The 25,656-nt window shown below is 73.9% G+C and carries 19 protein-coding genes; 8 read left to right on the plus strand and 11 right to left on the minus strand.

The window, feature by feature from the left end; translation table 11 throughout:
* Window positions 1-204: 204 nt before the first annotated feature.
* Window positions 205-450: a hypothetical protein gene (locus ACLQ2R_RS13330; RefSeq protein ID WP_362811646.1), complete on the plus strand. Its 246-nt coding sequence runs from the start codon at window positions 205-207 to the stop codon at window positions 448-450.
* A gap of 110 nt (window positions 451-560) precedes the next feature.
* On the opposite strand, the gene ACLQ2R_RS13335 is transcribed toward ACLQ2R_RS13330, so the two are convergent.
* From ACLQ2R_RS13335 to ACLQ2R_RS13350, 4 genes are all read right to left on the minus strand, one after another.
* Entirely contained in the window at window positions 561-1,712 is a 1,152-nt protein-coding gene (locus ACLQ2R_RS13335; RefSeq protein WP_425959785.1) for a low temperature requirement protein A, read from the minus strand.
* Between the two features lie 193 nt (window positions 1,713-1,905).
* Window positions 1,906-2,214, minus strand: a complete 309-nt coding sequence (locus tag ACLQ2R_RS13340; protein ID WP_425959786.1) for a MiAMP1 family antimicrobial peptide — start codon at window positions 2,212-2,214, stop codon at window positions 1,906-1,908.
* A 395-nt stretch (window positions 2,215-2,609) separates the two neighbouring features.
* Entirely contained in the window at window positions 2,610-3,467 is an 858-nt protein-coding gene (locus tag ACLQ2R_RS13345; protein WP_425959787.1) for a DoxX family protein, read from the minus strand.
* Window positions 3,468-3,645: 178 nt separating this feature from the next.
* The gene (locus ACLQ2R_RS13350; RefSeq protein WP_425959788.1) at window positions 3,646-5,196 is read right to left on the minus strand and encodes an MFS transporter; all 1,551 of its coding nucleotides are present in this window, start codon (window positions 5,194-5,196) and stop codon (window positions 3,646-3,648) included.
* Window positions 5,197-5,714: 518 nt separating this feature from the next.
* On the opposite strand from ACLQ2R_RS13350, the gene ACLQ2R_RS13355 reads away from it, so the two are divergent.
* The 6 genes from ACLQ2R_RS13355 to ACLQ2R_RS13380 all read left to right on the plus strand — a co-directional run bounded on the left by ACLQ2R_RS13355 (window position 5,715) and on the right by ACLQ2R_RS13380 (window position 16,364).
* On the plus strand, window positions 5,715-7,571 hold the full coding sequence (locus ACLQ2R_RS13355) for a hypothetical protein (protein ID WP_425959789.1): 1,857 nt from the start codon (window positions 5,715-5,717) through the stop codon (window positions 7,569-7,571).
* 404 nt (window positions 7,572-7,975) lie between these two features.
* Entirely contained in the window at window positions 7,976-10,333 is a 2,358-nt protein-coding gene (locus tag ACLQ2R_RS13360; RefSeq protein WP_425959790.1) for an AAA family ATPase, read from the plus strand.
* Window positions 10,334-10,455: 122 nt separating this feature from the next.
* Window positions 10,456-11,439 carry an ABC transporter permease gene (locus ACLQ2R_RS13365; RefSeq protein WP_425959791.1) on the plus strand — a complete coding sequence of 328 codons (984 nt, stop codon included), beginning with the start codon at window positions 10,456-10,458 and terminating at the stop codon, window positions 11,437-11,439.
* 7 nt (window positions 11,440-11,446) lie between these two features.
* Window positions 11,447-12,364, plus strand: coding sequence for an ABC transporter permease (locus ACLQ2R_RS13370; protein WP_425959792.1), 918 nt, complete (start codon window positions 11,447-11,449; stop codon window positions 12,362-12,364).
* Window positions 12,361-14,556, plus strand: coding sequence for a dipeptide ABC transporter ATP-binding protein (locus tag ACLQ2R_RS13375; RefSeq protein WP_425959793.1), 2,196 nt, complete (start codon window positions 12,361-12,363; stop codon window positions 14,554-14,556). The genes ACLQ2R_RS13370 and ACLQ2R_RS13375 overlap by 4 nt, the downstream gene beginning before the upstream one ends.
* 59 nt (window positions 14,557-14,615) lie before the next feature.
* Entirely contained in the window at window positions 14,616-16,364 is a 1,749-nt protein-coding gene (locus ACLQ2R_RS13380; protein WP_425959794.1) for an ABC transporter family substrate-binding protein, read from the plus strand.
* 129 nt (window positions 16,365-16,493) lie between these two features.
* Here ACLQ2R_RS13380 and ACLQ2R_RS13385 read toward each other — a convergent pair whose 3' ends face one another.
* From ACLQ2R_RS13385 to ACLQ2R_RS13415, 7 genes are all read right to left on the minus strand, one after another.
* A complete protein-coding gene (locus ACLQ2R_RS13385) occupies window positions 16,494-17,606 on the minus strand; it encodes an AAA family ATPase (RefSeq protein WP_425959795.1) in 1,113 nt (370 codons plus the stop codon).
* Window positions 17,603-18,265: a nicotinamide riboside transporter PnuC gene (pnuC, locus tag ACLQ2R_RS13390; RefSeq protein WP_425959796.1), complete on the minus strand. Its 663-nt coding sequence runs from the start codon at window positions 18,263-18,265 to the stop codon at window positions 17,603-17,605. Before pnuC ends, ACLQ2R_RS13385 begins: the two co-directional genes overlap by 4 nt.
* Before the next feature lie 241 nt (window positions 18,266-18,506).
* A complete protein-coding gene (locus tag ACLQ2R_RS13395; RefSeq protein WP_425959797.1) occupies window positions 18,507-19,388 on the minus strand; it encodes a biotin-dependent carboxyltransferase family protein in 882 nt (293 codons plus the stop codon).
* Window positions 19,385-20,008 carry a 5-oxoprolinase subunit B family protein gene (locus tag ACLQ2R_RS13400; RefSeq protein WP_425959798.1) on the minus strand — a complete coding sequence of 208 codons (624 nt, stop codon included), beginning with the start codon at window positions 20,006-20,008 and terminating at the stop codon, window positions 19,385-19,387. Before ACLQ2R_RS13400 ends, ACLQ2R_RS13395 begins: the two co-directional genes overlap by 4 nt.
* Before the next feature lie 157 nt (window positions 20,009-20,165).
* Window positions 20,166-20,921, minus strand: coding sequence for a LamB/YcsF family protein (locus ACLQ2R_RS13405; RefSeq protein WP_425959799.1), 756 nt, complete (start codon window positions 20,919-20,921; stop codon window positions 20,166-20,168).
* Window positions 20,922-20,928: 7 nt separating this feature from the next.
* Window positions 20,929-22,440 carry a hypothetical protein gene (locus ACLQ2R_RS13410; protein WP_425960043.1) on the minus strand — a complete coding sequence of 504 codons (1,512 nt, stop codon included), beginning with the start codon at window positions 22,438-22,440 and terminating at the stop codon, window positions 20,929-20,931.
* A 211-nt stretch (window positions 22,441-22,651) separates the two neighbouring features.
* Window positions 22,652-22,840 (minus strand): hypothetical protein, encoded by a 189-nt coding sequence (locus tag ACLQ2R_RS13415; RefSeq protein WP_386245781.1) that lies wholly within the window; start codon window positions 22,838-22,840, stop codon window positions 22,652-22,654.
* Window positions 22,841-23,484: 644 nt separating this feature from the next.
* Here ACLQ2R_RS13415 and ACLQ2R_RS13420 point away from each other — a divergent pair.
* Complete coding sequence (locus ACLQ2R_RS13420) at window positions 23,485-25,578, plus strand: SpoIIE family protein phosphatase (protein WP_425959800.1); 2,094 nt, start codon at window positions 23,485-23,487, stop codon at window positions 25,576-25,578.
* The last annotated feature ends 78 nt before the right edge of the window (window positions 25,579-25,656 follow it).

Raw genomic sequence — 25,656 nt, forward strand, 5'->3', positions numbered from 1 at the left:
CGGCTGCGCGAGTGGATCGACGCCGGTCGTGGCCGCCCGGTGGCGCGCGACCGGCTCGCCCGGCTGCCGCCCGCGCTCTCGCCGTCACGGTGGTCCTGGTGACGGCGCTGGCCGCGGCGTCGATCGTGGCCGGTTCGACGGTCTGATCGGGTGGATGTCTGGGTAGGACCCACGGGAAACGGCCATGAGTTTTCGGGGGGAGACATGGCGAGCTGCGAGACGTGCGGCAACGACTACGACATGAGCTTCGAGGTGCACGCCCAGGGCGGGGTGCACGTCTTCGACAGCTTCGAGTGCGCGATCCAGAAGATGGCGCCGATCTGCGAGCACTGCGGGGTCCGGATCGTCGGGCACGGGGTCGAGGCCGACCGGCGCTGGTTCTGCTGCGCCCACTGCGCCCGCATGGAGGGGGCGGACACCATCGTGGACCGGGCCGGCATGAAGGTCTGAGACCGGCCCGGGCCCGGCGACGGCGGAACGCGCGACAGGAGACGTCACCGGTGCCGGCGGCGAGGTGGCCGGAGCGAGACCCCGGGACGGGAGGGCCGGGGCGAGGAGGGTCAGGTCGCCGGGGCGGTGACGAGGCCCTCGCGTCGTTCCACGACGATCACGACGATCGCCAGTGCCGTCAGCGCGGTGAGCTGCGCCAGGGCCGACCACAGGCCCGGCGCGACCGTCGCCAGGGCGGCGAGCGCGCCCCAGGTCCGCGGGCCGTTGCCCGTCATGCCCAGGACGCGCCGGAACCAGGCGCCGCCCACCATGAACAGGGTGAATCCCACGGCCAGGGTCAGGGCGGCGCTGAGCTTCAGCGGGTCGGTCGGATGGCCGATCGCCTTCTTGACGCCCGCGGAGACCGCGACGATACCCAGCAGCATCGGGATGTGCGCGTAGAAGTAGGCGCCGAGGATCAGCCGGGTACGCCGCACGGGCTCCGCCTCCTCCAGGGCGTGCTCGGCGCGCGTCTCGTCGTCGCCGCCGAAGTAGAGCCACCACAGGCAGGCGGCCAGCGCGAGGCCGAGCACGGCCGCGACGCCGAGGGCCAGGCCGACGTGGAGTCCCTTGGCGCCGATGCCGAGGGCCACGATCGACTCGCCGAGCACCACGATCACCAGCAGGCCGTGGCGCTCGACGATGTGCCCGGCCCGGAGGTTGAACCCCTTCTGCCCGATGTAGTACGGGCTGCCCCAGAGCAGGACCACCGCGGCGGCCCAGAGCAGGTAGGTGTACGGGGCGGGGACCAGGGCGGCCGCGCCGACCAGCGCCGTCCCGCCGAGGTTGAACGGGAGCACCCTGGTGATGGCCGAGGTGCCCTGCAGGTACAGCCCGGAGTGCACGACGACCAGCAGCAGGTACCCGATCGTGAAGGCCAGGCCGTCCCCGTCGAACACGGCGGGGATCGACAGCGCCACGATCATGAATCCGGCCATGCCCAGCAGGATCAGTACCCTGCGGGCGGGCCTGGTGGGCGGGACGGCGTTGGTCAGCCAGGCGTACCCGGCGTACATCCACCAGATGACGCCGAAGACCAGCAGCACGCGCAGCGCGCCCTCGAGGGGACGGCCGTCCTGCAGGCCGTCCACCATGAGGCCGGTGAGCTGGGTGACGGTGAAGACGAAGACGAGGTCGAAGAAGAGCTCGAGCGTGGAGACACGCAGCTCGGTCTCCTGGGGTGCGGGCACGGCCCGCTCCGCGAACCAGCCGGGGAGGCGCATTCGATCATTGTGCAGGTATGACATCTCATGCGAAACCGTTTATCTCACATCGAAGCATGCTGCCGGGGCGACAGGCCCCACCGGCCGGGACGTCCTGCGGGGGACTCCCCGGCCACCTCTCGCGCTCTTCCGGCCGCCGCCTTCCGGGCGGCCCCGGAACCGTGCGTCCGGGACCGCCCGGGGAGGAACGATGTCAGCACTCGATGAAGATGCTCCGCCAGCCGACGGGTGTCCTCTGCTCGGCGTTGCGGTCGGAGGGGAGCCGGAAGTGCATCTGGCCGTGCGTGCCGGGCTGGTTGTACATGCGCCCGGACTGCCCGTCGCCGTACCACTTGTAGGAGCCGTTGAAGGGGATGTCGGACGGTCCGCACGCGTCGATCACGGCGGATCTGCCGGTGAACCCCGGCCCCTCGTAGGCGATGTACTGCGAGGCGTAGGCGGCACCGGCGGTGATCGCGACGATCCCGGCCGTCAGGGTGGACACGAGGATGGTTCTCTTCACTGCGCTCCTTGGGGACGAGGTTCCGTGTTTCCGCGCGCCCGCCCGGGTGCGGCGGCCAGGGCCGGAGGGCTCCGGGGTGCCCTGACCGCCATCCCGCTGCGGGACGGAGCCCATCATGCACGAAGAGTGACGACTCGATTACTTACCGTCACGACAGGATGTGGTCACCTCGCTCACGCGGGTCCCGCGATGAGCCCGCACCGGCCGTCATCGGGACACCGCCGCCGGAAGCACCGATCCTGGATCACGGCCCCTGGATCACGGAGTCCGTGACCCGGACTCCGGGTCACGGACTCCGGGTCATCGATCTCGGGGCGCCGGTGTCGAAGCGCTCCCACCCGGACGCCCCCGCCCGGGTCTCGTCGTCGGGCGACCGGCCGGTGCCGTCCCCCGGTTCAGCCCTCGGAGGGTGTCTCCTTCTGCCCGGCCACCAGGGTGTCACCGGTCGTCCCGGGGGCGGGCGGGGGAGCCGGTGCGGACGGGGCCGCCGTGGCCCTCGGCCCGCTACCTCCCGCGGGAGGCCTGCGGGTACGAGTGCGGGGGCGGGCGGCGGGGAACTCGGCCGTGTCGGCTCCCGACTCCGTGTCGCTCCGCGGGCCGCTCCCGGGAGCGGCCTCGGCGGTGGCGCTCCGGGAGGCGACGTCCCCGGACGGGGCGGACCCCGCGAGGGAGGCGGCCTGGCCGGAGAGGGACGGGTCGGAGAAGGACGGGCCGGGACCGTCGCCGGGCCTCTTCCCCGGGACGGGTGCGGCCGCGGCCGGCCGGGCGTGCGTCTCGGGCTCGCGCAGCGCGGCGATGACGTCGTCGGCCTCGGCCTCGGCGGCGAAGTCCTCGGCGGCCTCGGCCTCCCGGCGCTTGATCACCACCATGTGGTCGACCGACAGGCGGCCCGCGCCGCCGACCGCGAGCAGGATGGAGGCCGCCCCGAGCGCGACGATGAGCTTGGTGTCACCCCCGGTGAGCGGCAGGCCGGTCTGGCCGCTGGCCAGGAAGAACACGGCGAGGGCCTCGGCGAACAGCAGCAGGCCGCAGGCGGGCACGGCGAGACCGGCCACCAGCAGTGCCCCGCCGATGAGCTCCATCAGCATCGTGGTGGCCGCCCACACGTAGGGGCCGGGAGCCTCCAGGGTGGCGAACTGGGCGGCGGTGGCGTTCAGGCCCGCTTCGAGCTTGTGCCAGCCGTTGGCGAAGAAGATTCCGCCCACGCCCAGCCTGGCGGCCAGCGAGGCGAGATCGTGGAGGGTTCGTCGCACGGCTCCTCTTTCCGGTTAGATTCACCGTTCCTGCCCATGCCTGACCGATAGATGACCGTACCGGAGTCTTCCAAACCCCGGCAGGCCGTCCCCGGTCCGTACGTCGTCCCCGTCGCCCCCGGGATCCGGCGGTCCACCTGGCACACGCGCGAGGAGGGATCCGGACGGCGGCTCTCCCTCACGGTGAGCCGTCCCGCCCCTCCCGCGACCGGCCGGGCACCAGGAGCGCCACCGCCAGCGCGGTCGCGCCGAGCATCAGGACGCTCACCACGATCGTGGTGTGCAGACCCGAGACGAACGCGAGACGGGCCGCGGCGAGCAGGGCGTCCCCGCCCGCGCCGCCGATCTCCCGCGCGACGTGGGCGGCGGAGGCGAGCGACTGGCGGGCCTGGTCCATCGCACCGGGACCGATCCCGGGGACCTGGGCCAGCGAGGGGGCGTACACGATCGTGGTGATCGTGCCGAGGACGGCGACCCCGAGGCCGGCGCCCAGCTCGTAGGCGGTCTCCTCGGTGGCGGCGGCACTGCCGGCGAGCGCCTCCGGGGTGGAGGACATGATCGTGTCGGAGGCGGCCAGCAGGGTGACCTGGATGCCGAAGCCGATGCCGACGAAGCAGAACGTCAGCGCGATGGGATGCCCCTCGGTGCCCCACGCCAGGGTGGGGGTGAGGGAGAGCGCGGTCAGCGCCAGCCCGCCGCTCATCGTGGCGCGCAGGCCGAACCAGCGCAGCAGGCGCGCCCCGGCCAGCCCTCCCGCGACCGAGGCGATCATCAGCGGGAGCATCCGCACCGCCGCCTGGAGCGGGCTGTCGCCGAGGACGAGCTGGAGGTACTGGGCGAGCATGAGCTCCAGCCCGACCAGGGCGAAGACCGTGAGCAGCACCCCGCCCACCCCGGCGCAGAACGCGCGCCGCCGGAACAGGTCCAGGTCGAGCAGGGGGAAGGGCAGCTGTCGTTGCCGGCGGACGAACCACACCAGCATCCAGGCCCCGGCCAGGAACACCACCGCTCCCTCGGGGTGACCGGCCCCGGCCTCCTTGAGGCCGAAGGCCAGCCCGAGGATGCCCAGTACGGACAGCAGCGCGCTGAGCGCGTCCCACGGGCGGTTCGAGCGCGTCCGGCCTCCCGGCAGGAGCCTGGCCGCGGTGGGCAGCAGGACCACCAGGATGGGGACGTTGATCAGGAAGACGGCGCCCCACCAGAAGTGCTCGACGAGCACTCCCCCCACCAGGGGGCCGACCGCGGCCCCGGCCGCCGCCACCGCGCTCCAGATCCCCAGCGCGACCGCCCGCTCGTGCCGGTCGGTGAAGACCTGCCGGATGATGGAGAGGGTGGCGGGCATGATCATCGCTCCGCCCACGCCGAGCAGGGCGCGGGCGGAGATCAGCGCGGACGGGGTCGGCGCGAACGCGGCCGCGGCCGAGGCGACGCCGAAGACCAGGTATCCGACCAGTACCAGGCGTTTTCTGCCGTATCGGTCACCGAGCGTGCCGAAGGTCAGCAGCAGCGGCGCGACCACCAGCGAGTAGACGTCGATGATCCACAAAAGCTCGACAGAGCTCGGCTCCAGGGCCGCTGTCAGCGTGGGGACCGCGATGTGCAGCACGGTGGCGTCCACCGCGATCAGCAGCAGGCTGAAGCAGAGCAGGGCGAGGATCGACCACCGGCCGGCCCCGGATGCCCGCGGGTCGCCGTCCATGTGCCTGTTCCGGGCCACGACGCTTGTCATGGGCGGCTCAGGAATTGTCAGCCTGGACGAACATGCGTCGCAGCTTAGGCGAAGTCCGGCAGTGCCCGGGTGGGGATTCAGTGATGCATCTATAGATATGTCCGTCTTGGTGGTGTCTCTCCTGACCTCTCTAGAGAGATACAGGGTTGTACCGCCGTCTAGGCAAACGGTGATACCGCACCGACCATGGCGGTCGTGGGGGATCAGCGTGAGGCTCGTGAGCCGGCGTGGTGAGCGGGTCCGGCGGGCCGGAAGGCCCCGCCCCGGTCCCGCCGCCCCGGGACGAGACCGACCCCCGCCAGTGGTGCGAGGCGGCCGTCTCCTGGCTGGCCCTGGGCCGGCCCGAGGCCGCCCTGGAGGCCGCCCGGCGTGCCCTGGATCTCGGCCCCGCCCCCGGGACCGACGCGGAAGCCGGCATGAGACCCGGCGCGAGATCCGCTGCGGGATCCAGGGCGGGAACCGCCGCCGGATCCGGAGCGGGATCGGGATCTGTGGCGAGAGCCGGGGTGAACTCCGGAGTGAGAGCCGCAGTGGAGTCCGGCACGAGGCCCGAAGCGGGGTGCGGCGCCGACTGGGGCTACCGCCTGGCCAGCCTGGCGTTCGAGAGACTCGGCCGGGACGCCGAGGCCGTGGCCGCGGCCGAGGAGGCCGTACGCCTCGCGCCGGGCTCCTGGACCGCGCGGATGCGCCTGGGCGCGGCGCTGCGCCGGGTTCCGGGACGCTGGCGCGAGGCGCGGGCGCAGGCCGCCAGGGCCGTCCGCTACGCCCCTGAGGAGCCCGACCCGCACGTCCTGACCGGCGATCTGGCGCTGCTGCGCGGCGAGTACCGCCGCGCCGAGGACTCCTACCGGAACGCGCTGCGCCTGCTGCCGGATCACACCGGCGCCCGGATCAACCTCGGCCTGACCCTGCTGCGCCGGCAGCACCCGCGCGCCCACCACGACCCGGCCTGGCCGGTCGACCCCCGGGAGACGGGCCGTGCCAGGCGCGCCCTGGAGACGTGGTCGCGACAGACCAGGTCACTGCTGGCCCTCGCGCTCGTCGCCGTCTGCGCGGCGGAGTTCGGGCTCGGCCTGGCCGGGGTCGCGCGGATCGGCGGCGCTCTGGTGCCGCTCGCCGTCCTGGCGATCACCCTGCGGCAGGCGCGACGGGTCAGGCTCTGGCCGTACGTCCCCGGGATGCTCGCCCGCGACCCCTGGCTCGGGGTCTCGCTCCTGCTCACCCCGGTCGCGGTGGCCGCCTACGTCGCGATCGTGGCCGGCCTGCTCTTCTCACCGTCCCCGCCGGACCTGCCGTCCCCGCCGGACCTGCCGTCCCTGCCGGACCTGTGGTCCCCGCCGTCCTCACCGGGCGTGCCAGGAACACCGGGGACACCGGGGATCCTGTGGACGGTCCTCGCCGGGGTGGTGCTCCTGTCCGGTGCGGTCCCGCTCGTCCTGCGCGTCCTGGCCGGCGTCTGGCGCGGCCGGCCGGTCAGGGCACTGGCCGAGTTCGCCGCGGCAGGCGACGACCGTACGGCCCGGCGCGACCTGGACGTGACCCTCTGGCTGGTGGCGGGACGGGCCTGGTCGGTGTCCGCGGTGGCCGCGGCGGCGGTCGCCGCCGGAGGCCGGCGGCTCTGGGCCCTGAACGCGCTCGTCGTGCTCGTCGCGCTCGCCGTGCCGTTCGCCCTCGGACGGCTGCGCGCCCGGCCCGGCCTCGCGTCCTGCCTGAGCCGGGCCACGACCGCGGACCGCGGGCTGGCACTCGCCCTCGTCCTGCCCGCCGTGGCGGCGCCGCTGCTCGGGGTGGCCGTCGTGGCGCCGGGGCTGGGAGCCGTCCCGGCGGGGGAGTGGGCCCGGCGGGCGGCCCTGGTACTGCTGGCCGTGCCGGTGGCGGTGTACGCCACCGGGGCCGTACGGGCGTGGTGGCGGGGGGCGCCGGGGCCGGGGCGGGGCTCGCTGGTCATGTGCGACGGCTGCGCCGACCGTCTTCCCGGCGACGCCGGCCCCTCGGTGGGGCTCAGCGGGGAGGTGCGTGCCGCCTTCACCCACGCGCGGGAGGTGGTGCTCGCCTGCACCGGCCCCGGCGGGCCGCGCACGCTGGCCGTCGGCGCGGTCGGCTCGGTCGGGCCCGGCGGCGAGCTGCGCCTGATCGCGGCGTCCGAGGCCTGGGACGCCGCCGAGCACGACCCCCGGGTGGCGGTCTTCGTCGCGGACCCCCTCGACCGCCGCTTCTGGGCGGAGGTACGCGGGATCGCGATCGGCGACGCCGAGAGCGCCCTGCTGAGGGTCACGCCCAAGGAGGTGACGGTCGCCGACTACCCGGGACGCCACCAGGGACGTCCCGGCCGCGACCGGCCCGATCCCCCTGACCGACCCGACCCAGAAAACTGACCCGCTCTCCACGAAGGGATCGTCTCCGCGCCCGGCCCGCCGCCGGGTCGTTCCCGCACGCCACGGCTTGCCGCGCGGTGACACTTTCCTGCCCGTGTCCCGGACCGCCCGCGCGGCGACCGGCGGCCTGGGGCCCGTGCCCCGCCCGGGGCCGCCGCCGGTGACCGGGTCGTCACGCCCGGCTGCGGCCCGGTCGCGGCCCGCCGCGCGCGGGACTCGGGAGCGGCCCCGGTGACCATGGGACGCGCGGGACGGCATCGGCCGGGCCACGCCGCGCGGGACGCCGTTTTCATCCGCTCTCATCTGATATCTGATCGTGCTCGACCGGCGGCGTGGCGCGACGCTCAGGCACGCGCAAACGTCCTTCCGGTGCGGTATAACCGGGGGCGGACCGGGGAGGCGTGATGCGGGAATCCAGCAGGGCCCGGCCGGCGGGGCGCGCGGCCGCACGGGATCTGTTCGAGCAGGTGCGGTCGGGGTACTTCCGGCTCTCGCCCCCGCTGCGCAGGCTGCTCTACGCCGCGGTGCTGGTCGGGGCGGTCGCCCTGGCGTTCGGCGTCGGCTGGCCGGTCCTGAACACGCTCTTCGTCACGCTGACGCTGCTGAGCTTCACCGCCCTGACCCTGAGCTTCCCGCGCGCCGCCGCCACCCTGCTGGTGATCCTCCTCTGGCTGGCGGCGCTGATGGTCGTCCGCGGCGGGTACGGCTGGGACTCCCCGGTCTCGACGGCGCTGATCCTGCTCGCCCCCCTCGTGGGCGGCGCCGCCCACCTGATCCGCTGGGTCACGCCGTGGGTGACCGCGGCCATGGCCCTGGCCGCCGCCGCGCTGGTGGCGCTCGTGTTCGGCACGCTGCTCACCGCCCTGGTGCCCGCCGTCGCGATCTGGGCCGCGTACGCCGCGGCGGGCGGGGTGCTGGTGCACCGGTTCCTCCAGGCGCGCCGGGCGCGGGCCGCGGCGACGGCGGAGCAGCCCCAGGCCCGGCTCAGGGTCCGCGAGGGCGGCCACGCCGCCCCCGTCGCGGCGGGCGAGCGGGACGTACCACCGCCGATCTCGGTGGAGGAGGCCCTCGGCGAGCTGGACGCCATGATCGGCCTGGCCCCGGTGAAGGAGCAGGTCCGCTCCATCGCCGCCTCGATCGAGGCCGCCAGGCTCCGCAAGGAGGCGGGGTACGCCACCGAGCCGCCGATGCGGCACTTCGTCTTCGTCGGCCCGCCCGGCACCGGCAAGACCAGCGTGGCCAGGACCGTCGCCAAGATCTTCTACGCCTTCGGCCTGCTGGAGACCCCCTACGTGGTGGAGGCCCAGCGGGCCGACCTGGTGGGCGAGTTCCTCGGGGCCACCGCGATCAAGACGAACGAGCTGGTCGACCGGGCACTCGGCGGGGTGCTCTTCGTCGACGAGGCGTACAGCCTGATCAACTCCGGCGACGGCCAGCCCGACAGGTTCGGCTCGGAGGCCGTGCAGACGCTGCTCAAGCGGGCCGAGGACGACCGCGACCGGCTGATCGTCATCCTGGCCGGATACGAGAAGGAGATGACCTCCTTCCTGTCGTCCAACCCCGGCCTGTCCAGCCGCTTCTCCAGCCGGGTCCGCTTCCCCAGCTACGCCCCCGACGAGCTGCTGCGGATCACCGAGCTGCTGCAGCGGCGCCGGGGCGACCGGATGGCGCCGGAGGCGGTGCCCGCCCTGCTCGCGCGCTTCGAGGACGTCCACCGGCGGGTGATCGTCGACGAGCTGGGCAACGCCCGGTTCGTCCGCAGCCTGGTGGAGGCCGCCGCCCAGGCCAGGGACGTGCGCGTGGTCGGGGCCGGCGGCGCGCCGACCACCGAGGACCTCGTCACCACCGCCGAGGGCGACGTCGTCAAGGCCTTCGACGAGCTCACCGCCCGCTACCGGAGCTACCAGGCGGCCCCCTCCCTGGAGGAGGCGCTCGCCGACCTCGACCGGATGGCGGGCCTGGAGCCCGTCAAACGGCAGGTGCACGCGATCGCCGCGCAGCTCAGGGTGGCCAGGATGCGCGAGGAGCGCGGCCTGCCCACCCCGCCGCAGATGCGGCACTTCGTCTTCGCGGGCCCGCCGGGCACCGGCAAGACCACCGTGGCCCGCATCCTGGGCCGCATCTTCGCCGCCCTCGGGCTGCTCTCCCAGCCCGACGTGGTGGAGGCCCAGCGGGCCGACCTGGTCGGCCAGCACCTGGGAGCCACCTCGATCAAGACGAACGAGCTGGTCGACCGGGCGCTCGGCGGGGTGCTCTTCATCGACGAGGCCTACGGCCTGGTCAACTCCGGCTACAGCGGGGGCGACGCCTTCGGCACCGAGGCCGTGCAGACGCTGCTCAAGCGGGCCGAGGACGACCGCGACCGGCTGGTGGTCATCCTGGCCGGGTACGAGCGGGAGATGAGCGCCTTCCTCGCCTCCAACCCGGGCATGGCCAGCAGGTTCAGCCAGAGGGTGCTGTTCCCCTCCTACTCCCCGCGGGAGCTCGCCGAGATCGCGGTGCTGCTCGCCGACGGGTCGGGCGACAGGTTCGACGACGCCGCCCGGCGCGACCTGGACGAGGTCTTCACCTGGGTCTGCGACGAGGGCCTGATCGACGGCCTGGGCAACGGCAGGTTCGCCCGCTCGCTCTTCGAACGCGCCGCGATGCGCAGGGACGTCCGCCTGGCCGCCCTCGGCGACGCCACCGCCAGCGCCGCCGACCTCACCACCATCACCAGCGCCGACCTGCGCGCCGCCGTGGACGAGCTCGCCGGGAAGTGACCGCCGGCTCCACCGGCGCCGTCGTCCACCGAGATGCCTCCGATTCGGTACGCTATGCAGCCTGTCGGTCGCAGAGTGTAGCAAGATGGTGGCCGACAGCGGCGGGCCACGGAGGAGGAACGATGGCGGGATTCCTGGCCCGCAGGCTGCTCAACTACCTGGTGCTGATCGTCGTGGCCACCAGCCTGGCCTACATGCTGGCCGCCTCGGCGCTCGACCCGCGCTCCAACTACGAGGGCCGCAACCCTCCCATCCCCGCCGCGGTCGTCGACGCCCGCCTGTCCGACCTCAACCTCAACGACCGCGTCCCCCTTCTGGAGCGCTACCTGACCTGGGGCGGGGCCGTCGTCCGCGGCGACTTCGGCCGTACCGTGACCGGCGGCTCGGTCGGCGAGGACCTCGGGCGCCGGATCGGCGTCACCCTGCGCCTGATCACGATCGGGCTGGTCCTCGGCAGCGTCACCGGTGTCGCGGTCGGCGCCTACGCCGCGGTCAGGCAGTACGGCGCCTTCGACCGGATCTCGACCGGCCTGTCGTTCGGCGTGCTGGCCGTGCCCACCGTGGTGCTCGCCAACATCCTGATCATCGCCGCGGTCCGGTTCAACGAGCTGGTCGGAGCCCAGGTCTTCCTGGTCAGCGGTGAGGCGACCCCCGGCCTGGGGGGCGGCCCGGTCGCCGTGGCGCTCGACCGGGCGCAGCACCTGGTGCTGCCCACCCTGTCGCTCTCGCTGAGCCTGGTCGCGATCTACAGCCGCTACCAGCGCAACATGATGCTCGACGTGCTCGGGGCCGACTTCGTCCGCACGGCCATGGCCAAGGGGCTCAGCCGCCGCGCCGCGCTGACCCGGCACGCGCTGCGCACCGCGCTGATCCCCGCGGTCACCTACTTCGCCTTCACCTTCGGGGCGCTGCTGGTCGGCACCACCTTCACCGAGAAGATCTTCGGCTGGCACGGCATGGGGGAGCGGCTGGTCGACTCGATCTCCACCAACGACGTCAACACCGTCGCCGCGGTCGGCTGCTTCGCCGCGCTGGCCGTGCTGCTGGCCGCGCTGGCCTCCGACGTGCTGCACGCCCTCCTCGACCCGCGCGTCCGGACGGGGTGAGCCGCGGATGACCATCGCCGACGAGGAGCTCGCCGACCAGCGGCTCGGTGACGGTGTCAGGGCGCCCGCGACCAGGCTGCGGCAGGTCGCCGGACGCCTGCTGGCGGGAGGCCGGGGCCGGGCGGGCTGCGCGCTGCTCGCGCTGATCTTCCTGCTGGCCTTCGCCGGCCCCTCCCTCAGCCCGTGGACCCACACCGCCAAGGACTTCACGGCCTTCCTGGCCCCGCCGTCGGCCGAGCACTGGTGGGGGACCCTGCAGACCGGCGCCGACGTGTACGCGGTCACGCTCCGCGGCATGCGGAGGTCGCTGGTCGTCGGCCTGCTCGCCGCGGTGGTCGGCACCGCGCTCGCCGCCGTGGTCGGCGCCTTCGCCGGGTACTTCGGCGGCTGGACCGACCGCTCGCTGACCTGGGTGACCGACCTGCTGCTGGTGCTGCCCGCCTTCCTGATCCTGGCGATCATGTCCCCGCTCTTCGCCGGGGGACAGTGGCCGGTGTTCGTGCTGGTGCTCGCGCTCTTCCTGTGGATGGTCACCTCGAAGATCGTCCGGAGCGTGACGGTCTCGCTCAGGGAGCGGGAGTTCGTCCAGGCGGCCAGGTTCATGGGCGTGCCGCCGACGACGATCATCTTCAGGCACGTCCTGCCGAACATGTCCTCGCTGCTGGTCGTCGACACCACGCTGAACGTCAGCGCCGCGATCCTCACCGAGACCTCCCTGTCCTACTTCGGCTTCGGCATCCAGCCCCCCGACGTCTCGCTGGGGGGCCTCATCGCCGACGGCGCCCGGACGGCCGTCTACGCGCCCTGGACGTTCTGGTTCTGCGCCGGCCTGCTGATCCTCACGGTGCTCGCGGTGAACCTGGTCGGCGACGCCCTGCGGGACGCGCTGGACCCCACCTCGCACCGGGACGGGAGGACGAGATGACGACCGAGCGCTCCGCGAGCCCCGCGGGTCCCCAGGGGGCCATGGGGTCCATGGGCGCGGAGCCCTGGGCCGGACCGCCGGGCCTCCTCGATCCCGGCCCGGTGCCCGGCCACGGGGTCTCCCCGCCGGACGCGCCCGCCCCCGTGCTCGAGGTGAGCGACCTGCACGTCACCTTCGGCTCCGGCTCGTCCGCGATCCGCGCCGTCAGGGGGATGGGGTTCGCGGTCCGCCCCGGCGAGGTGCTGGGCATCGTGGGGGAGTCCGGTTCCGGCAAGTCCGTCACCTCGCTGGCCGTGATGGGCCTGCTCCCGGGGCACGCCCGCGTCACCGGCTCGGTGCGCCTGCACGGCAGGGAGATCCTGGGCGCCCCGGAGCGGGAGCTCACCGCCCTGCGGGGCCGTACCGTCTCGATGGTCTTCCAGGACCCGCTCTCCGCCCTCACCCCGGTCTACCGGGTCGGCGACCAGATCGCCGAGGCGATCCGCGTGCACCGGCGGGTCGGCGCCGCGCGGGCGGCCAGGCGCGCCGTCGAGCTGCTGGACCTGGTCGGCATCCCCGACGCCGCGCGGCGCTCCCGGGCGTTCCCGCACGAGTTCTCCGGCGGGATGCGCCAGCGCGTGGTGATCGCGATGGCGATCGCCAACGACCCCGACGTGATCCTTTGCGACGAGCCCACCACCGCGCTCGACGTCACCATCCAGGCGCAGGTGCTCCAGGTGCTCCAGACGGCACGCCGGGAGACCGGCGCGGCGATCGTCGTCATCACCCACGACCTGGGCGTGGTGGCCGGATTCGCCGACCGGGTCCTGGTGATGTACGCCGGGCGCCCGGTCGAGGTCGGCCCGGTCAGGGAGGTCTACCACCGCCCCCGCATGCCGTACACGATGGGCCTGCTCGGTTCGGTCCCGCGTCTGGACCGCGGCCGGGAGCGGCCGCTGGTGCCCATCGCGGGCAGTCCTCCCTCACCGGCGGCGCTGCCCGCGGGCTGCCCGTTCGAGCCGCGCTGCCCGATCGCCGTGGCGGCCTGCGCCGCGACCGAACCCGAGCCGGTGCCCGCCGGCTCGCCCGGACACCTCGCCGCCTGCCTGCGCGCCGGCGAGATCGAGGCGTCGGGCTGGACCCCGGCCCAGGTGTACGGCGTGCGCGACACCGAGGAGCCCCTCGTCGCGGGGCCGCGTCCGCGCGCCGGGCGCGAGGTGGTCCTGGCCGTCGAGGACCTGGCCAGGCACTACCCGCTGACGAAGGGGACGTTCCTGCGACGGAGGGTCGGCACGGTCCGCGCGGTGGACGGCGTCGGCTTCGACGTCCGCGAGGGTGAGACCCTCGGCCTGGTCGGGGAGTCCGGCTGCGGCAAGACGACCACCCTGATGGAGATCCTGGAGCTGGCCGCCCCGCAGCGGGGCCGGATCACGGTGCTGGGCCACGACACCTCCCGGATGAGCGCCCGCGACCGCATGGCCGTCCGGCGCGACGTGCAGGTGGTCTTCCAGGACCCGATGGCCTCCCTCGACCCCAGGATGACCGTGTACGACATCCTCGCCGAGCCGCTGCGCGCGCACGGCGCCCGCAGGCCGGGGCCGAGGATCCGCGAGCTGCTCGGCCTGGTCGGACTGGAGCCCGGCCACGCCGCCCGTCACCCGCAGGACCTGTCCGGGGGGCAGCGCCAGCGGGTGGGCATCGCCCGCGCCCTCGCGCTGGAGCCCCGGCTGGTCGTGCTGGACGAGCCGGTCTCGGCGCTCGACGTCTCCATCCAGGCCGGGGTGCTCAACCTGCTGGGGGAGCTGCGGTCCCGGCTGGGCCTGTCGTACCTGTTCGTGGCGCACGACCTGGCCGTGGTGCGGCACATCGCCGACCGGGTCGCGGTCATGTACCTGGGCGCGATCGCCGAGATCGGGGCGGTGGAGCGGGTCTACGACACCCCGCTGCACCCCTACACGCGGGCGCTGCTGTCGGCGATCCCGCTCCCGGATCCCGACCTGGAGCGTTCCAGGAACCGCATCATGCTCCACGGAGACCTTCCCGGACCGGCGGACCCGCCCTCGGGCTGCCGGTTCCGCACCCGCTGCCCGCTGCTGCGGACCCTCGGAGAGTCCGACCGGGAACGCTGCGCGGGCGAGGAGCCACGGATCCGGGAGCTGGGGGACGACCACGGCGTCTCCTGCCACTTCGCCGAGAGGTCCCTCGTCCCGTGAACCAGCCACGCGAGCCGTCCGCATCCGTCCGCCCAGCCCCAGGTCCCGGGAGGAAGACAGTGACATCGATCCGGCAGGTGGACGCGTTCCCGGCTCCGCCGCCCCGCCCGCTCCCGGCCGTCCTCCCGGTCCTGCTCCTGGCCCTTCTCCTGCCCTGCGCCCTGACCGGGTGCGGCGCCCGGGACGAGGGCGCCGGAGCGCGCAGACCACCCGCCTCGGCGGTCAAGGCCTCCGACGTCAACCCGGTCGCCCGCGACCGGGTCGCCGACGGCGGCGTCCTGCGCTGGGGCCTCAACGAGTATCCGTCCAACTGGAACCTCAACCACATCGACGGCAACCTGACCACGGTCAAGAAGGTCGTCGACGCCCTCATGCCCTCCCCCTTCCGCTCGGACGCCAAAGGGCAGATCGCCCCGAACGCCGACTACCTGACCCGGGGGAGGGTCACCTCCGCCGGGCCCCGGCAGGTCGTCACGCTGACCCTGGACCCGCGCGCCCGATGGTCCGACGGCACCCCCATCACCTGGGAGGACTACCGGGCCCAGTGGCAGGCGATGAGCGGCCGCGACGGCGACTACCGGGTGGCGAGCACCACCGGCTACCAGGACATCGAGAAGGTGACCAGGGGCCGGGACGACCACCAGGTCGTGGTGACCTTCGCCAAGCCCTTCGGCGACTGGCAGTCGCTGTTCGCCCCGCTCTACCCCCGCACCACCAACGCCACCCCCGAGGCGTTCAACAACGCCTGGCTGAACCGCATCCCGGTGACGGCGGGCCCGTTCAGGTTCGTCTCGTTCGACCCGACCGCCAAGACCGTCACGCTGGCCCGCGACGACCGCTGGTGGGGGGATCGTGCCAAGCTGGACCGGATCATCTACAGCTCCCTGGAGAGCGACGCGCTGGTCGGCGCGTTCAGCAACGGGGAGCTCGACACCTTCGACATCGCCCCGTCCGCCCCCGACTACGCCCGCGCCAAGGCCACCCCGGGCGCGGTCGTCCGGCAGGCGGCCGGGCCGGACTTCCGGCACGTCACGATGAACGGGGAGAGCGCCGCCCTGTCCGACCCCCGGGTCCGCCGGGCCGTCGCCATGGGCATCGACCGCCAGGCCATCGCCCAGTCCGACCTGCAGGGGCTCGACTGGCCGATCGTCCTGCTGAACAACCACTTCTTCATGAACACCCAGGAGGGGTACCGGGACAACGCCGGGGAGACCGGCCGCCACGACCCCGCCGCGGCGGCACGGGAGCTGGACGCGGCGGGCTGGCGGCTGGAGGGCCGGACCCGCAGGAAGGACGGCAGGGAGCTGACCCTGCGCTTCGTGGTGCCGTCCGGCCTGCAGATCACCAAGTCCGAGGCCGAGCTCGTCCAGGACATGCTCGCCCGGATCGGCGTCGGCGTCACCCTGCAGTCGGTGCCCACCGACGACTACTTCACCAAGTACGTCATCCCCGGCAACTACGACATCACCGCGTTCGCGTACGTCGGCACGCCCTATCCCGTCTCCAGCGCCTACGGGCAGTACGCCGACGCCACGCGGCGCGCCGACGGCACCCGGCAGTGGAACGCCAACCTCGGCCGCATCGGCTCCCCGCGGATCGACGCCGCCATGAACAGGGCGACCGCCGACCTGGACCCCGCCGAGGCCGTCGCCGACACCAACGCCGCCGACAGGCTCATCTGGCAGGCGGTCAACGTGGTGACGCTCTACCAGCGCCCGCAGAACGTCGCGGTCAAGGACACGCTGGCGAACTTCGGCGCACGCGGGTTCCTCGACCTGAGATACCAGGACATCGGCTTCCTGCGGTGAGGCGCCGGTCCGCGACGGATCGTCGACCTGTGACGGGCCGTCAGGCCGTGGTGAGGCATCAGGCCTGTCGGGGCGTCGATCCGCAGCGGGTCGTCAGGTCGTGGCGGGGCGTCGGATCGCGGTGAGGCGTCAGGGCGGCCCGAAGGGCCGGCCCCGCTCCAGCAGGGCGTCCACCGCCGCCACGGCCCGCTCCAGCCGGGTGGCGGGGGAGCCGGTGACGACCAGGTGCGGCATCCCGGCGGCGGCCAGTTCCTCGCGGAAACGGGCGTCCATGCCGTGGCGGATCGCCTCCCCGTCGCGCCAGCCGTCCTGCTCGAAGGGCACGTCCCGCACCGAGGTGTGGATCCACAGGTCGTGCCGGGCGCGACGGTGCACGGCGGTCACCTCGGGGGAGGGGACGCCGAGGTAGCGCTCGTGCCACAGGGCGGTGGTGAAGGCGTCGGTGTCGCAGACCAGCAGCGGCGACCCCGTCCTGGCCGCGGCCTCCTCCCAGGCGAGCTGGCGCTCGGCGATGAGGGCGAACTCCTGCGACTCCCAGCGCAGGTCGTCCAGCCACGGTTCCGGCAGCCCGGCGTCCTTGGCGCGGCGGCGGGCCCGTGCGAGCTTCTCCTCGCAGTACGTCCTGCCGTACTCGGGAACCCAGCGGGTCGCCGCCCACGGCCCGCCGCGTCCCGCGTAGTGCGCGGCCAGGGACCTGGCCAGCGTGGTGGTGCCGCTGGACTCCGCGCCGACGACCACCACCCGCCACGCCAGGTGGGCCCGTACGGGCGCCGAGAGGTAGTCCCAGCAGGAGGCCGGATCGTCCCTGACCATCGTCCCGCTGACCGGGAACCGCACCCGCCCCGCGTCGACGTCGACGGCGACGGCGCCGAACCGGCGCGCCAGCTCCGGCCCGTACGCCTCGGAGGAGAGGACCGCGTCGATCTCGGGGACCCGTCCGTGCGCCAGGGCGAGGGCGTGCCGGAACACCTCGACGTGCGCCGACCAGATCTCCGGGTCGTCGTAGTCGATCTCGACGTCGTCGACCACCGGGGCGATCGTCACGTTGGCCTGCGGGTGCGCCTCGCGCAGCCAGGCGGCACGCAGTGCCAGCGGGACGGTCTCCTCGGTCGAGGCGGCGACCACCACGCTCACCGCGGCGCACCGGGCGGCGGCCGTGTCGATCAGGTGGTGGTGGCCGGCGTGCGGGGGGTAGAACTTGCCGATCACCAGCCCGTGGGCGAACTCGGGGGCGCTCGTCACCGTGCCACCCGCTCGTCCGGCGGCGCGGCGGGGGAGGGGCGGGACGCCAGGTCCGCGCGCCAGGCCCGCAGCCCGGCGACGCAGAGCCCCAGGAAGATCACGTACAGGGCGGAGGTCAGGTGGAGGCCCTTGTAGAGGTAGAGGGGGATGTAGATCACGTCGGCGGCGATCCACAGCCACCACGACTCGACCAGCTTGCGGCTCTGCCCGTAGGTGGCCAGCAGCGACAGCGCGGTGGTCAGGGCGTCCCAGAACGGTACGTCCGAGTCGGTCCACCTGGTCAGGACGGCGGTGAGCGCGGCGGTGAGGGCGATCCCGCACCCGGCCGGCACCGCCCATTCGCCCGGCCCGGTGCGGCGGACCGGGAGCGGGGTCCGCCCGGCTCCGCCGTACAGCCACTGCCACCACCCGTACAGGCCGAGGGCGACGTAGACGACCTGCAGGGCCGCGTCGGCGTAGAGCTTGGCGGTCAGGAACACCGCGCCGAGCAGGATCACGTTGACGACGCCGATCGGCCAGTTCCAGATGTTCTGGCGGACGACCAGCCAGACCGTGAGGATGCCGGTGGCGAACCCCAGGAGCTCGGCCCAGGTGGTCGGGGTGGTGCCCAGGGTGAAGGCAGGCCGCATCAGGGGGGCGAGTATGTCGGCGAGTGACATGCGATCTCCTCAATCGTCATAGTGACGATAACCGGTCCCCGGGACGCCGGTGACCCCCGGGGGTCCCGTGGCGGCGCTTCCCGCCGCCGTCCCCGTCACGGTCGCCGCCCGACCGGCGACATGACCGAACCGAGCGGAGACCGGGCCGGACCGAGCGGGGGGCCCGGCCGGACCGAGCGGGGGACCCGATCAGACCGGAAACCCGCCCGGGCCGAGCGGGAAACCGGCCGGACCGAGCGGTTCAGGCGAGGCGGAAGCGGACCCGGTCACCGGGGCGGAGCTGGGCGGCCACGGCGAGATCCGCCGAGGTCAGGACCCCTACGACCGGGTACCCGCCGGTGGGCGGATGGTCGGCGAGGAAGACGATCGGCTGACCGCTGGGCGGCACCTGGACGGCCCCGGCCACCATGCCCTCGCTGGGCAGCTCGTCCTGCCGTGCCCGTTCCAGCGGGGCGCCGCGCATCCGCAGGCCGACCCGGTTGCTGTCCTGGCTGACCTCGTACGGCTCCGCGCAGAGGGTCGCCGGCGCGCCCGGGGCGAACCAGTCGTCCCGGGGCCCCGGCAGGACCCGCAGGAGGGCCGTCCCCGCCGGCGGGAGCGGCTGGGGCGCCGCGTCCACGGTGATCGCCGCCAGGCCGCCGGTCGCTCCCAGGGGCAGGACGGCTCCGGCGCGGAGCGGGGCGGGGCCGAGTCCGGACAGGGAGTCGGTCGAGCGGCTCCCCATCGTGACGGGCAGGTCGAGGCCGCCCCGGACGGCGACGTAGCAGCGCAGACCGCGCTCGGGCGCCCCCACCCGCAGCCGCCCGCCCGCCGGGACCCAGAACGGCGCGCACATCCCCTGCGGCACGACCGCGCCGTCCCCCCTGCCCGGGGAGTGCCGGACCTCCAGCGGGCAGGGGGCCCCGGTCACGGCGACCCAGGCCCCGGTGGTGAGGCGCAGGTGGGCGCCGCCGAAGGTCAGCTCGATCCCGGCCGCGCCCTCGGGGTTGCCGACCAGGCGGTTGGCCAGCCGCAGGCTCGGGGCGTCCGCGGCACCCGAACGCGGCACCCCGAGGTGGGCGTACCCCGGCCGGCCGAGATCCTGCACGGTGGCGTACGGCCCCGGCGCGATCACCTCGATCATGGTGCGCGGACCGCCTCGAAACGCACCCGCGTCCCCGGCGTGAGCAGGGCGGGCGGATCGGCGTCCACGTCCCACACGGCCGTGGCGGAGCGGCCGAGCAGCCGCCATCCGCCGGGGGAGGCCGAGGGGTAGACCGCCGAGTACGGGCCCGCGATCGCCACCGACCCGGCCGGTACCGACGTGCGCGGGGTGTCCAGCCGGGCCACGTGCAGCGCCGGGTCCAGCCCGGTGAGGTAGGCGAACCCGGGGGCGAACCCCAGCCAGCCCACCGTCAGCTCCAGACAGGTGTGCCGCTCGACCACCTCGTCCCGGGAGAGCCCGCTCAGCGCGGCCACCTCGTCGAGGTCGGCGCCGTCGTACACCACCGGGAGGGTCACGGTCGCCGGGCGGGGGCCGTCGCCCGTGCCCGGCCGGGCCGCGGCGTCCAGCAGGCGGGCGAGGTGCTCGCGCAGCCGCGCCGCGTCGGCCCCCGGCGCGGTGACGAGCACCGTGGCGGGACCCGGCACGATCTCGACCACCCCGGCCGGCCGGTCGGCCCGCAGCAGGGCGTCCAGCCGGTGGGAGACCTCCAGCGAGCCGGTCTCCACCAGCAGCGCGTGCTCCCCGGCCCGCCGGATCACCGGGCGGCCCTGACCGGTGGCCCCGGGCGCGATCCCCTCACGCCCCCGGCGCCCCGCACGCGGGACCCGTTCACGCCTGGCCCGTTGACACCCGGCCCTTTTGTGCCTGGCCCGTTCACGCCGGGCACGTCAACGCGGGCCCTCCCGCGCGTGCCCGTCACGCGAAGGCCCTCAGCGTCACCCCGGCGTCCACCAGGCCGTCGCGCACCGCCCGGGCCAGCAGCACGGCGCCGGGGGTGTCGCCGTGCACGCAGATCGAGCGCGCCTCGACCGCCACCGGGGTGCCGTCCACCGCGTCGACCACCCGCTCGGTCGCCATCCGCACCGCCCGCCGGGCGACCGTGGCCGGATCGTGCAGCACCGCCCCGGGGGAGCGGCGCGGGACCAGCGTGCCCGCCCCGGTGTAGGCGCGGTCGGCGAAGGCCTCCACGACGGTCGGAACGCCCTCGCGGGAGGCGATCTCGTGGACGGCCGACCCCGGCAGGGTCAGCACCGGCAGGCTCGCGTCGTGGTCGGCGACCGCGGCCACCACCGCCCCGGCCTGCTCGGGGTCGCGGCAGATCCGGTTGTACAGGGCGCCGTGCGGCTTGACGTAGGAGACCCGTCCGCCCATGGCCCTGGCGATGCCGTCGACCGCCGCGAGCTGGTACAGCACCTCGGCGCAGAGCTCCTCCGCGTCGACGTCCATCTCGCGGCGGCCGAACCCGGCCAGGTCCCGGTAGGAGACCTGGGCACCGATCGCCACCCCCCGGTCGACCGCGGCCGCGCACGTGCGGCGGATGGTCAGCGGATCACCGGCGTGGAAGCCGCAGGCGACGTTGGCGCTGGTCACCACCTCCAGCAGGGCGGCGTCGTCGCCCAGCCGCCAGATGCCGAACCCCTCGCCCAGATCGGCGTTCAGATCGATGACCATGGTCCACCTACACCGGAGGCTCGTCGGGAATGTCGGCGATGTCGTCGAGGGCGATGGCCAGCTCCTCGGGGTCGTCCCCGATCCGCTCGGCGATCTCGATCAGCACGTGCAGCACGTCGTGCCGGTCGTGGCCCAGGTCCAGCAGCCGCTGGGCGGCCTCCCACAGCTGTGGCGGATCGCCCTCCCACAGGCGGGCGGCGATCTCCTCGTGCCAGGCGAGGTGCTCGTCGCGGTCGTGGCGGTCGAGCTCGCCGGCGTGGTCGATGCCCAGCAGGATCCGCCGGTCGCCCTCGTCGGCGGGGTTGAGCAGGCCGAGCTGGACGTCGCCGTGCGTGCCCTCCAGGAAGGGGAACGCGAACACCCGCCTGGCCAGCGCCGACAGGTCGCCGTCGGGCAGCAGCCGCTCCAGCAGGTCGCGGTCGAGCCCGAACGTCGTCGGGTCGCGGTAGGCCTCGGCGAACTTGCCGGTCGCCTCCCAGACCGCGTCGAGCGTGGCCCGCAGCCCCTCGTCGGGCAGCCCGGTCCTGGCGGCGGCGAACCGCGCCCAGGCCCCCAGCACGTGGGGCACCGCCTCCTGCTCGGAGCTGTTCAGCATCACCTTGCGCGGCAGCCAGTCGAGCAGGAACGTCTCGCACTTGGTCGGGCTCACCCGCAGCGGGCGGCCGAAGTCCTGGTCGCAGCCGTAGTCGATGATGTGGTCGGCGCAGCGGGAGGCCGCCGACGGGTCGGACAGGTGCTCGGCCGCGTCCGAGGAGAGGAACTCCGCGGCCAGCATCGCCCGGCGGTCGCGGCTGTAGGGGGCCTCGCTGTGCAGCGGGGCCGGTCGCTTGCGGCCGGGCGGCAGCGCCTTGATCCGGGCCCGCGCGAAGGCGTGGTAGGCGCTGTAGCTGTCGCTGACCGGCACCGCCGCCCTGCGGTGGCCGTACTCCGCGGTGGCCTTCATCGCCGACGCCAGCAGCGCCCTGGCCTGCTGCGGCTCGATCTCCTGGAAGCGGAGCATCGGGTTGCCCTCCGACTCGGCCCGCACCTGCTCCAGCAGCTTGTCGACGTGCGAGGAGACCCAGGCGTCGCGGGCGATGCCGCGCATGTTGTAGTCGACGATCATGACCAGCGCGTGCCGGTCCTCGGCGCTGTCGGACCCCCGGTAGCCGAAGGTGCACACCACGGTGTCCTGGTCGCCGTACGCGTCGCGGGAGACGAAGCAGCCGGTCGTCTTGACCACGCCCAGCCGGTCGGCCCAGCGCGGCCTGGCCACGTCGCGCTCCATGAGCGCCAGGGCGGCGCCCTCGGCCTTGGCGGCCTGACGGGCCGTGCCGAGGTAGGCGAGCGTGATCAGCAGGGTGAGCGCGGCGGGGGTGCCCGCCTTGGCCGCGTAGTCGACCAGGCCCTCGCCGAGCACCTGCTCGGCGTCGCCGCGCTTCAGCCGGCGGCCCCACCAGGCCCCGACCATGTCGGAGACCATCAGCTCGGCGTCCAGCGGGCTGCGCACCGCCAGCAGCTCGCGGGCGGCGAGCAGCATCTCGGAGAAGACCGCCTCGGGGGACCGGCTCTCGCGGGGGTCTCGCCGGTGTCGCCGGATCAAGCGGTCTCAGCCTCCCCCGTCGGCCAGGTGAGCCGGTGACGGACACCTCCGCCGCGCCGACCGACCCGCTCGCCTCGCTCGCTCACGCCCCGACCTTCTCGCATTCCCGGTCCAAACGGTGCGTAGAAGACGGCCGGGTCCCCCGATGCTACCGGGGACCGCGGGGCGGCGGCGCGGAGTTGACGAGGGCGAGCAGATGCTCACGGGCGACACGCTCGACGACCTCGGGGGTCGCCTCGACGCCCAGATGCTCGGCGCAGGCGCGGACGTCGGCCACGCACCTGCCGATCGTGCCGGCCGGGACGGTCAGGAACTCGGCGGCCAGACGGGAGATCACCGGCTCGTGAGCGCCGATGGAAGGCCCGGAAGGTCCGGAAGACCCGAAAGGTCCGGAAGGCCTGGAAGACCCGGCGAAGCGGGTGGCGAGAACGGGCATGGAAGTCGCATTCCTCCGGAGTCCCGGGGGGCATCCCCCGGATGTGTCGGCGGGGACGTGCGTTCTCATTCCACAACTTATCTCGGGAGTGTCAACCCTCGGAGCGGTGATATGGAAAGCTGGCCCCGTGTCTTGACTGAATTCTGCAACAGAGGAGTAAACGAGTCTTCCCGAAGGGGGAGCCGGATTGACGGCGAATCAGTAGCCTGAAGCTCGCCCGCGAGGCCGACGGAGATGAGGTGGGGAGTTGCCGGGACGGTCCGGCTCGATCCTGCTAGGGTCCTGGCCGCAAACGTTCGGAGTCGCGGAGCCGGCCGGTCGGCGCCCGCGCGGAGGCCCCCGCGCCCCGGCACGGGGATTCCGGTCGTCACGGGAACGGCGTTCAGGGGGTGTGCCCACCGCATCCGGGGCGGGGCTTCCGTCCGCGCCTGCCCATCGCCGATGATGTACTCCAGGATCCGGTCCCCCGGAGCCGCGCTACGCCAATTCGCAAGTTTGGAGATGTGCCTCGTGGGAGACCCTGGCACGCGACGGAGGTGCCGACCATGAGCGCCGAGACCTCCGTGCCCCGTTCCCGGGAGTCGGGTGTGGACATCTCAGACTCCGGCCTGTTGCAGGGCCTGCTGTCGCAGTCGCCGTTCGCCTTCGCGTTCTTCGACCCGGACGGCCGCTTCGAGCGCGTCGACGAGGTCTTCGCCGACGTGGTCGGCCTGCCCGCCGAACGCCTGGTCGGCCGGGCCCCGGCCGAGCTGCTGTCGGCCGACCTGACCGCCCTCATCGAGGGTGCGGTACGGGCCATCGTGGCCAAGGCCGAGGTCAAGGAGGACCAGCGGATCCGGGTGCGCGCCGCCGACGGCGACCCCCGGCACTGGTCGCTGACCTTCTCCCCGATCCACGACGGCTCCGGCGCGCTCCGGGCGGTCTGCCTGGTGGGCGTCGACGTCACCCGCAGCAGGCAGGTCGAGGAGGACCTCAGGCGCAGCGAGGAGCGCTACCGCTCGCTGGTCGAGGCCCAGTCCCAGCTGGTGTGGATCACCGCTCCCAACGGGACCGTGCGGGAGGACGCGCCGCAGTGGCGGGCCATCACCGGCCAGGGCCTGGAGGAGTACCTGGCCCACGGCTGGCTGGAGGCCGTCCACCCCGACGACCGCCCGCAGACCGAGGAGGCGTGGCGCGAGGCCCTGCGCGGCCGGAGCATGTTCGAGTGGAGCTACCGGGTCCGCACCCGGGCCAGCGGCTACCGCTACTTCGAGGTGCGCGCCGTCCCGATCATCCGCCACAACCGGGTCGTCGAGTGGGTGGGCGCCAACACCGACGTCACCCCGCAGCGCGAGGCCGAGGAGATGCGCGGCCGCCTGACCGACCAGCTCGGCGCCGCCGCGCTGCGGACCGCCCGCCTGCAGGGCGCCACGGCCATACTGGCCGAGGCGCTCACCGTCGAGCAGGTGGTCCAGGTGATCATCGACGTCGGGCGCACGGCGCTGGCGGCCGACCGGTCCGCGGTGGCGCTGCTCGACGTGGACAGGGCCGCGCTCAAGCTGGTCAACAGCGGAGGCATCCCGGAGGTCCCGGGCGCCCCCGGCGAGGAGATCCCGCTCTCGCACTCCAGCGTGATGACCATGGCGGTCAACAGCCGGCGCCCGGTCTTCGCCGAGTCTCCCGAGAGCCTGCGCTCCCAGCTCGTGGACGCGGGCGGCGACGACGAGGCCATCACCGGCTTCCTCGCCCACAGCGACGAGCGGGCCTGGGTGGGCCTGCCGCTGCTGGCGGCCGGCCGCGCGCTCGGCGCGCTGCGGTTCTCCTTCACCCGCCCGCAGAAGATCTCCCAGGAGGACGGCGTCTTCCTGGAGGCGCTGGCCGGGCAGTGCGCCCTGGCGGTGGAGCGGGCGACGCTGTTCGAGCGCGAGCACCGCACCGCCGAGACCCTCCAGCGCAGCCTGCTCCCGGACCGCCTGCCGGTGATCCCCGGCCTGGTCCTGGCCCAGCGGTTCCGCTCGGGCAGCCGCCACGTGCAGGTCGGCGGCGACTGGTACGACGCGTTCGTGCTCCAGGACGGCCGGGTCGCGGCCGTGGTGGGCGACGTCATGGGCAAGGGCGTCAAGGCCGCGGCCGGGATGGGCCGGATCCGCAACGCCATGCGGGCCCTGGCGCTGACCAACCCGCCGCCCGCGGCGGTCCTCACCGGCCTGGATCGGGTCTTCGAGGCGACCGAGGAGGAGGAGCAGGTCACGACCCTGGCCTACATGGTCGTCGAGCCCGGCACCGGGGAGGGAACGCTGGCGCTCGCCGGCCACCCGCCGCCCCTGCTGGTCTCCCCGCAGGGGGTGCCGCTGCTCTGCGACGGGGAGCCGGGCACGCCGCTGGGCTGGCCCACCAGCCGCAGGCAGTTCCGGTTCTGCGTCCCGCCGGGTCACACCGCCGTCCTGTACTCGGACGGCCTGGTGGAGAACCGCAAGCGCGGCCTCGACGCCGGGCTTGCCGATCTTTGCTCTGTTGTGACCGAAGCGCCACCCGAAGTGGTGGGAAGCCCGCACATGTTGCTGGACTTCCTCGTCGATCGAATGTTGTCCGGGTATGAGCAGGATGACGACGTCACGGTGCTCGCGATTCACGTCCCAGCAGCCACGAAGAGTGACTGAATGAAACAGTCATAACGGTTGCTTTCGGGTATCGGTGCCTCGCTTCCGTACGCACTACTCTCTTGGTCGGCCTAGGGT

The organism is Streptosporangium sp. DT93 (genome assembly GCF_049844535.1).
In the GTDB taxonomy this organism is placed as follows: Bacteria; Actinomycetota; Actinomycetes; order Streptosporangiales; family Streptosporangiaceae; genus Streptosporangium.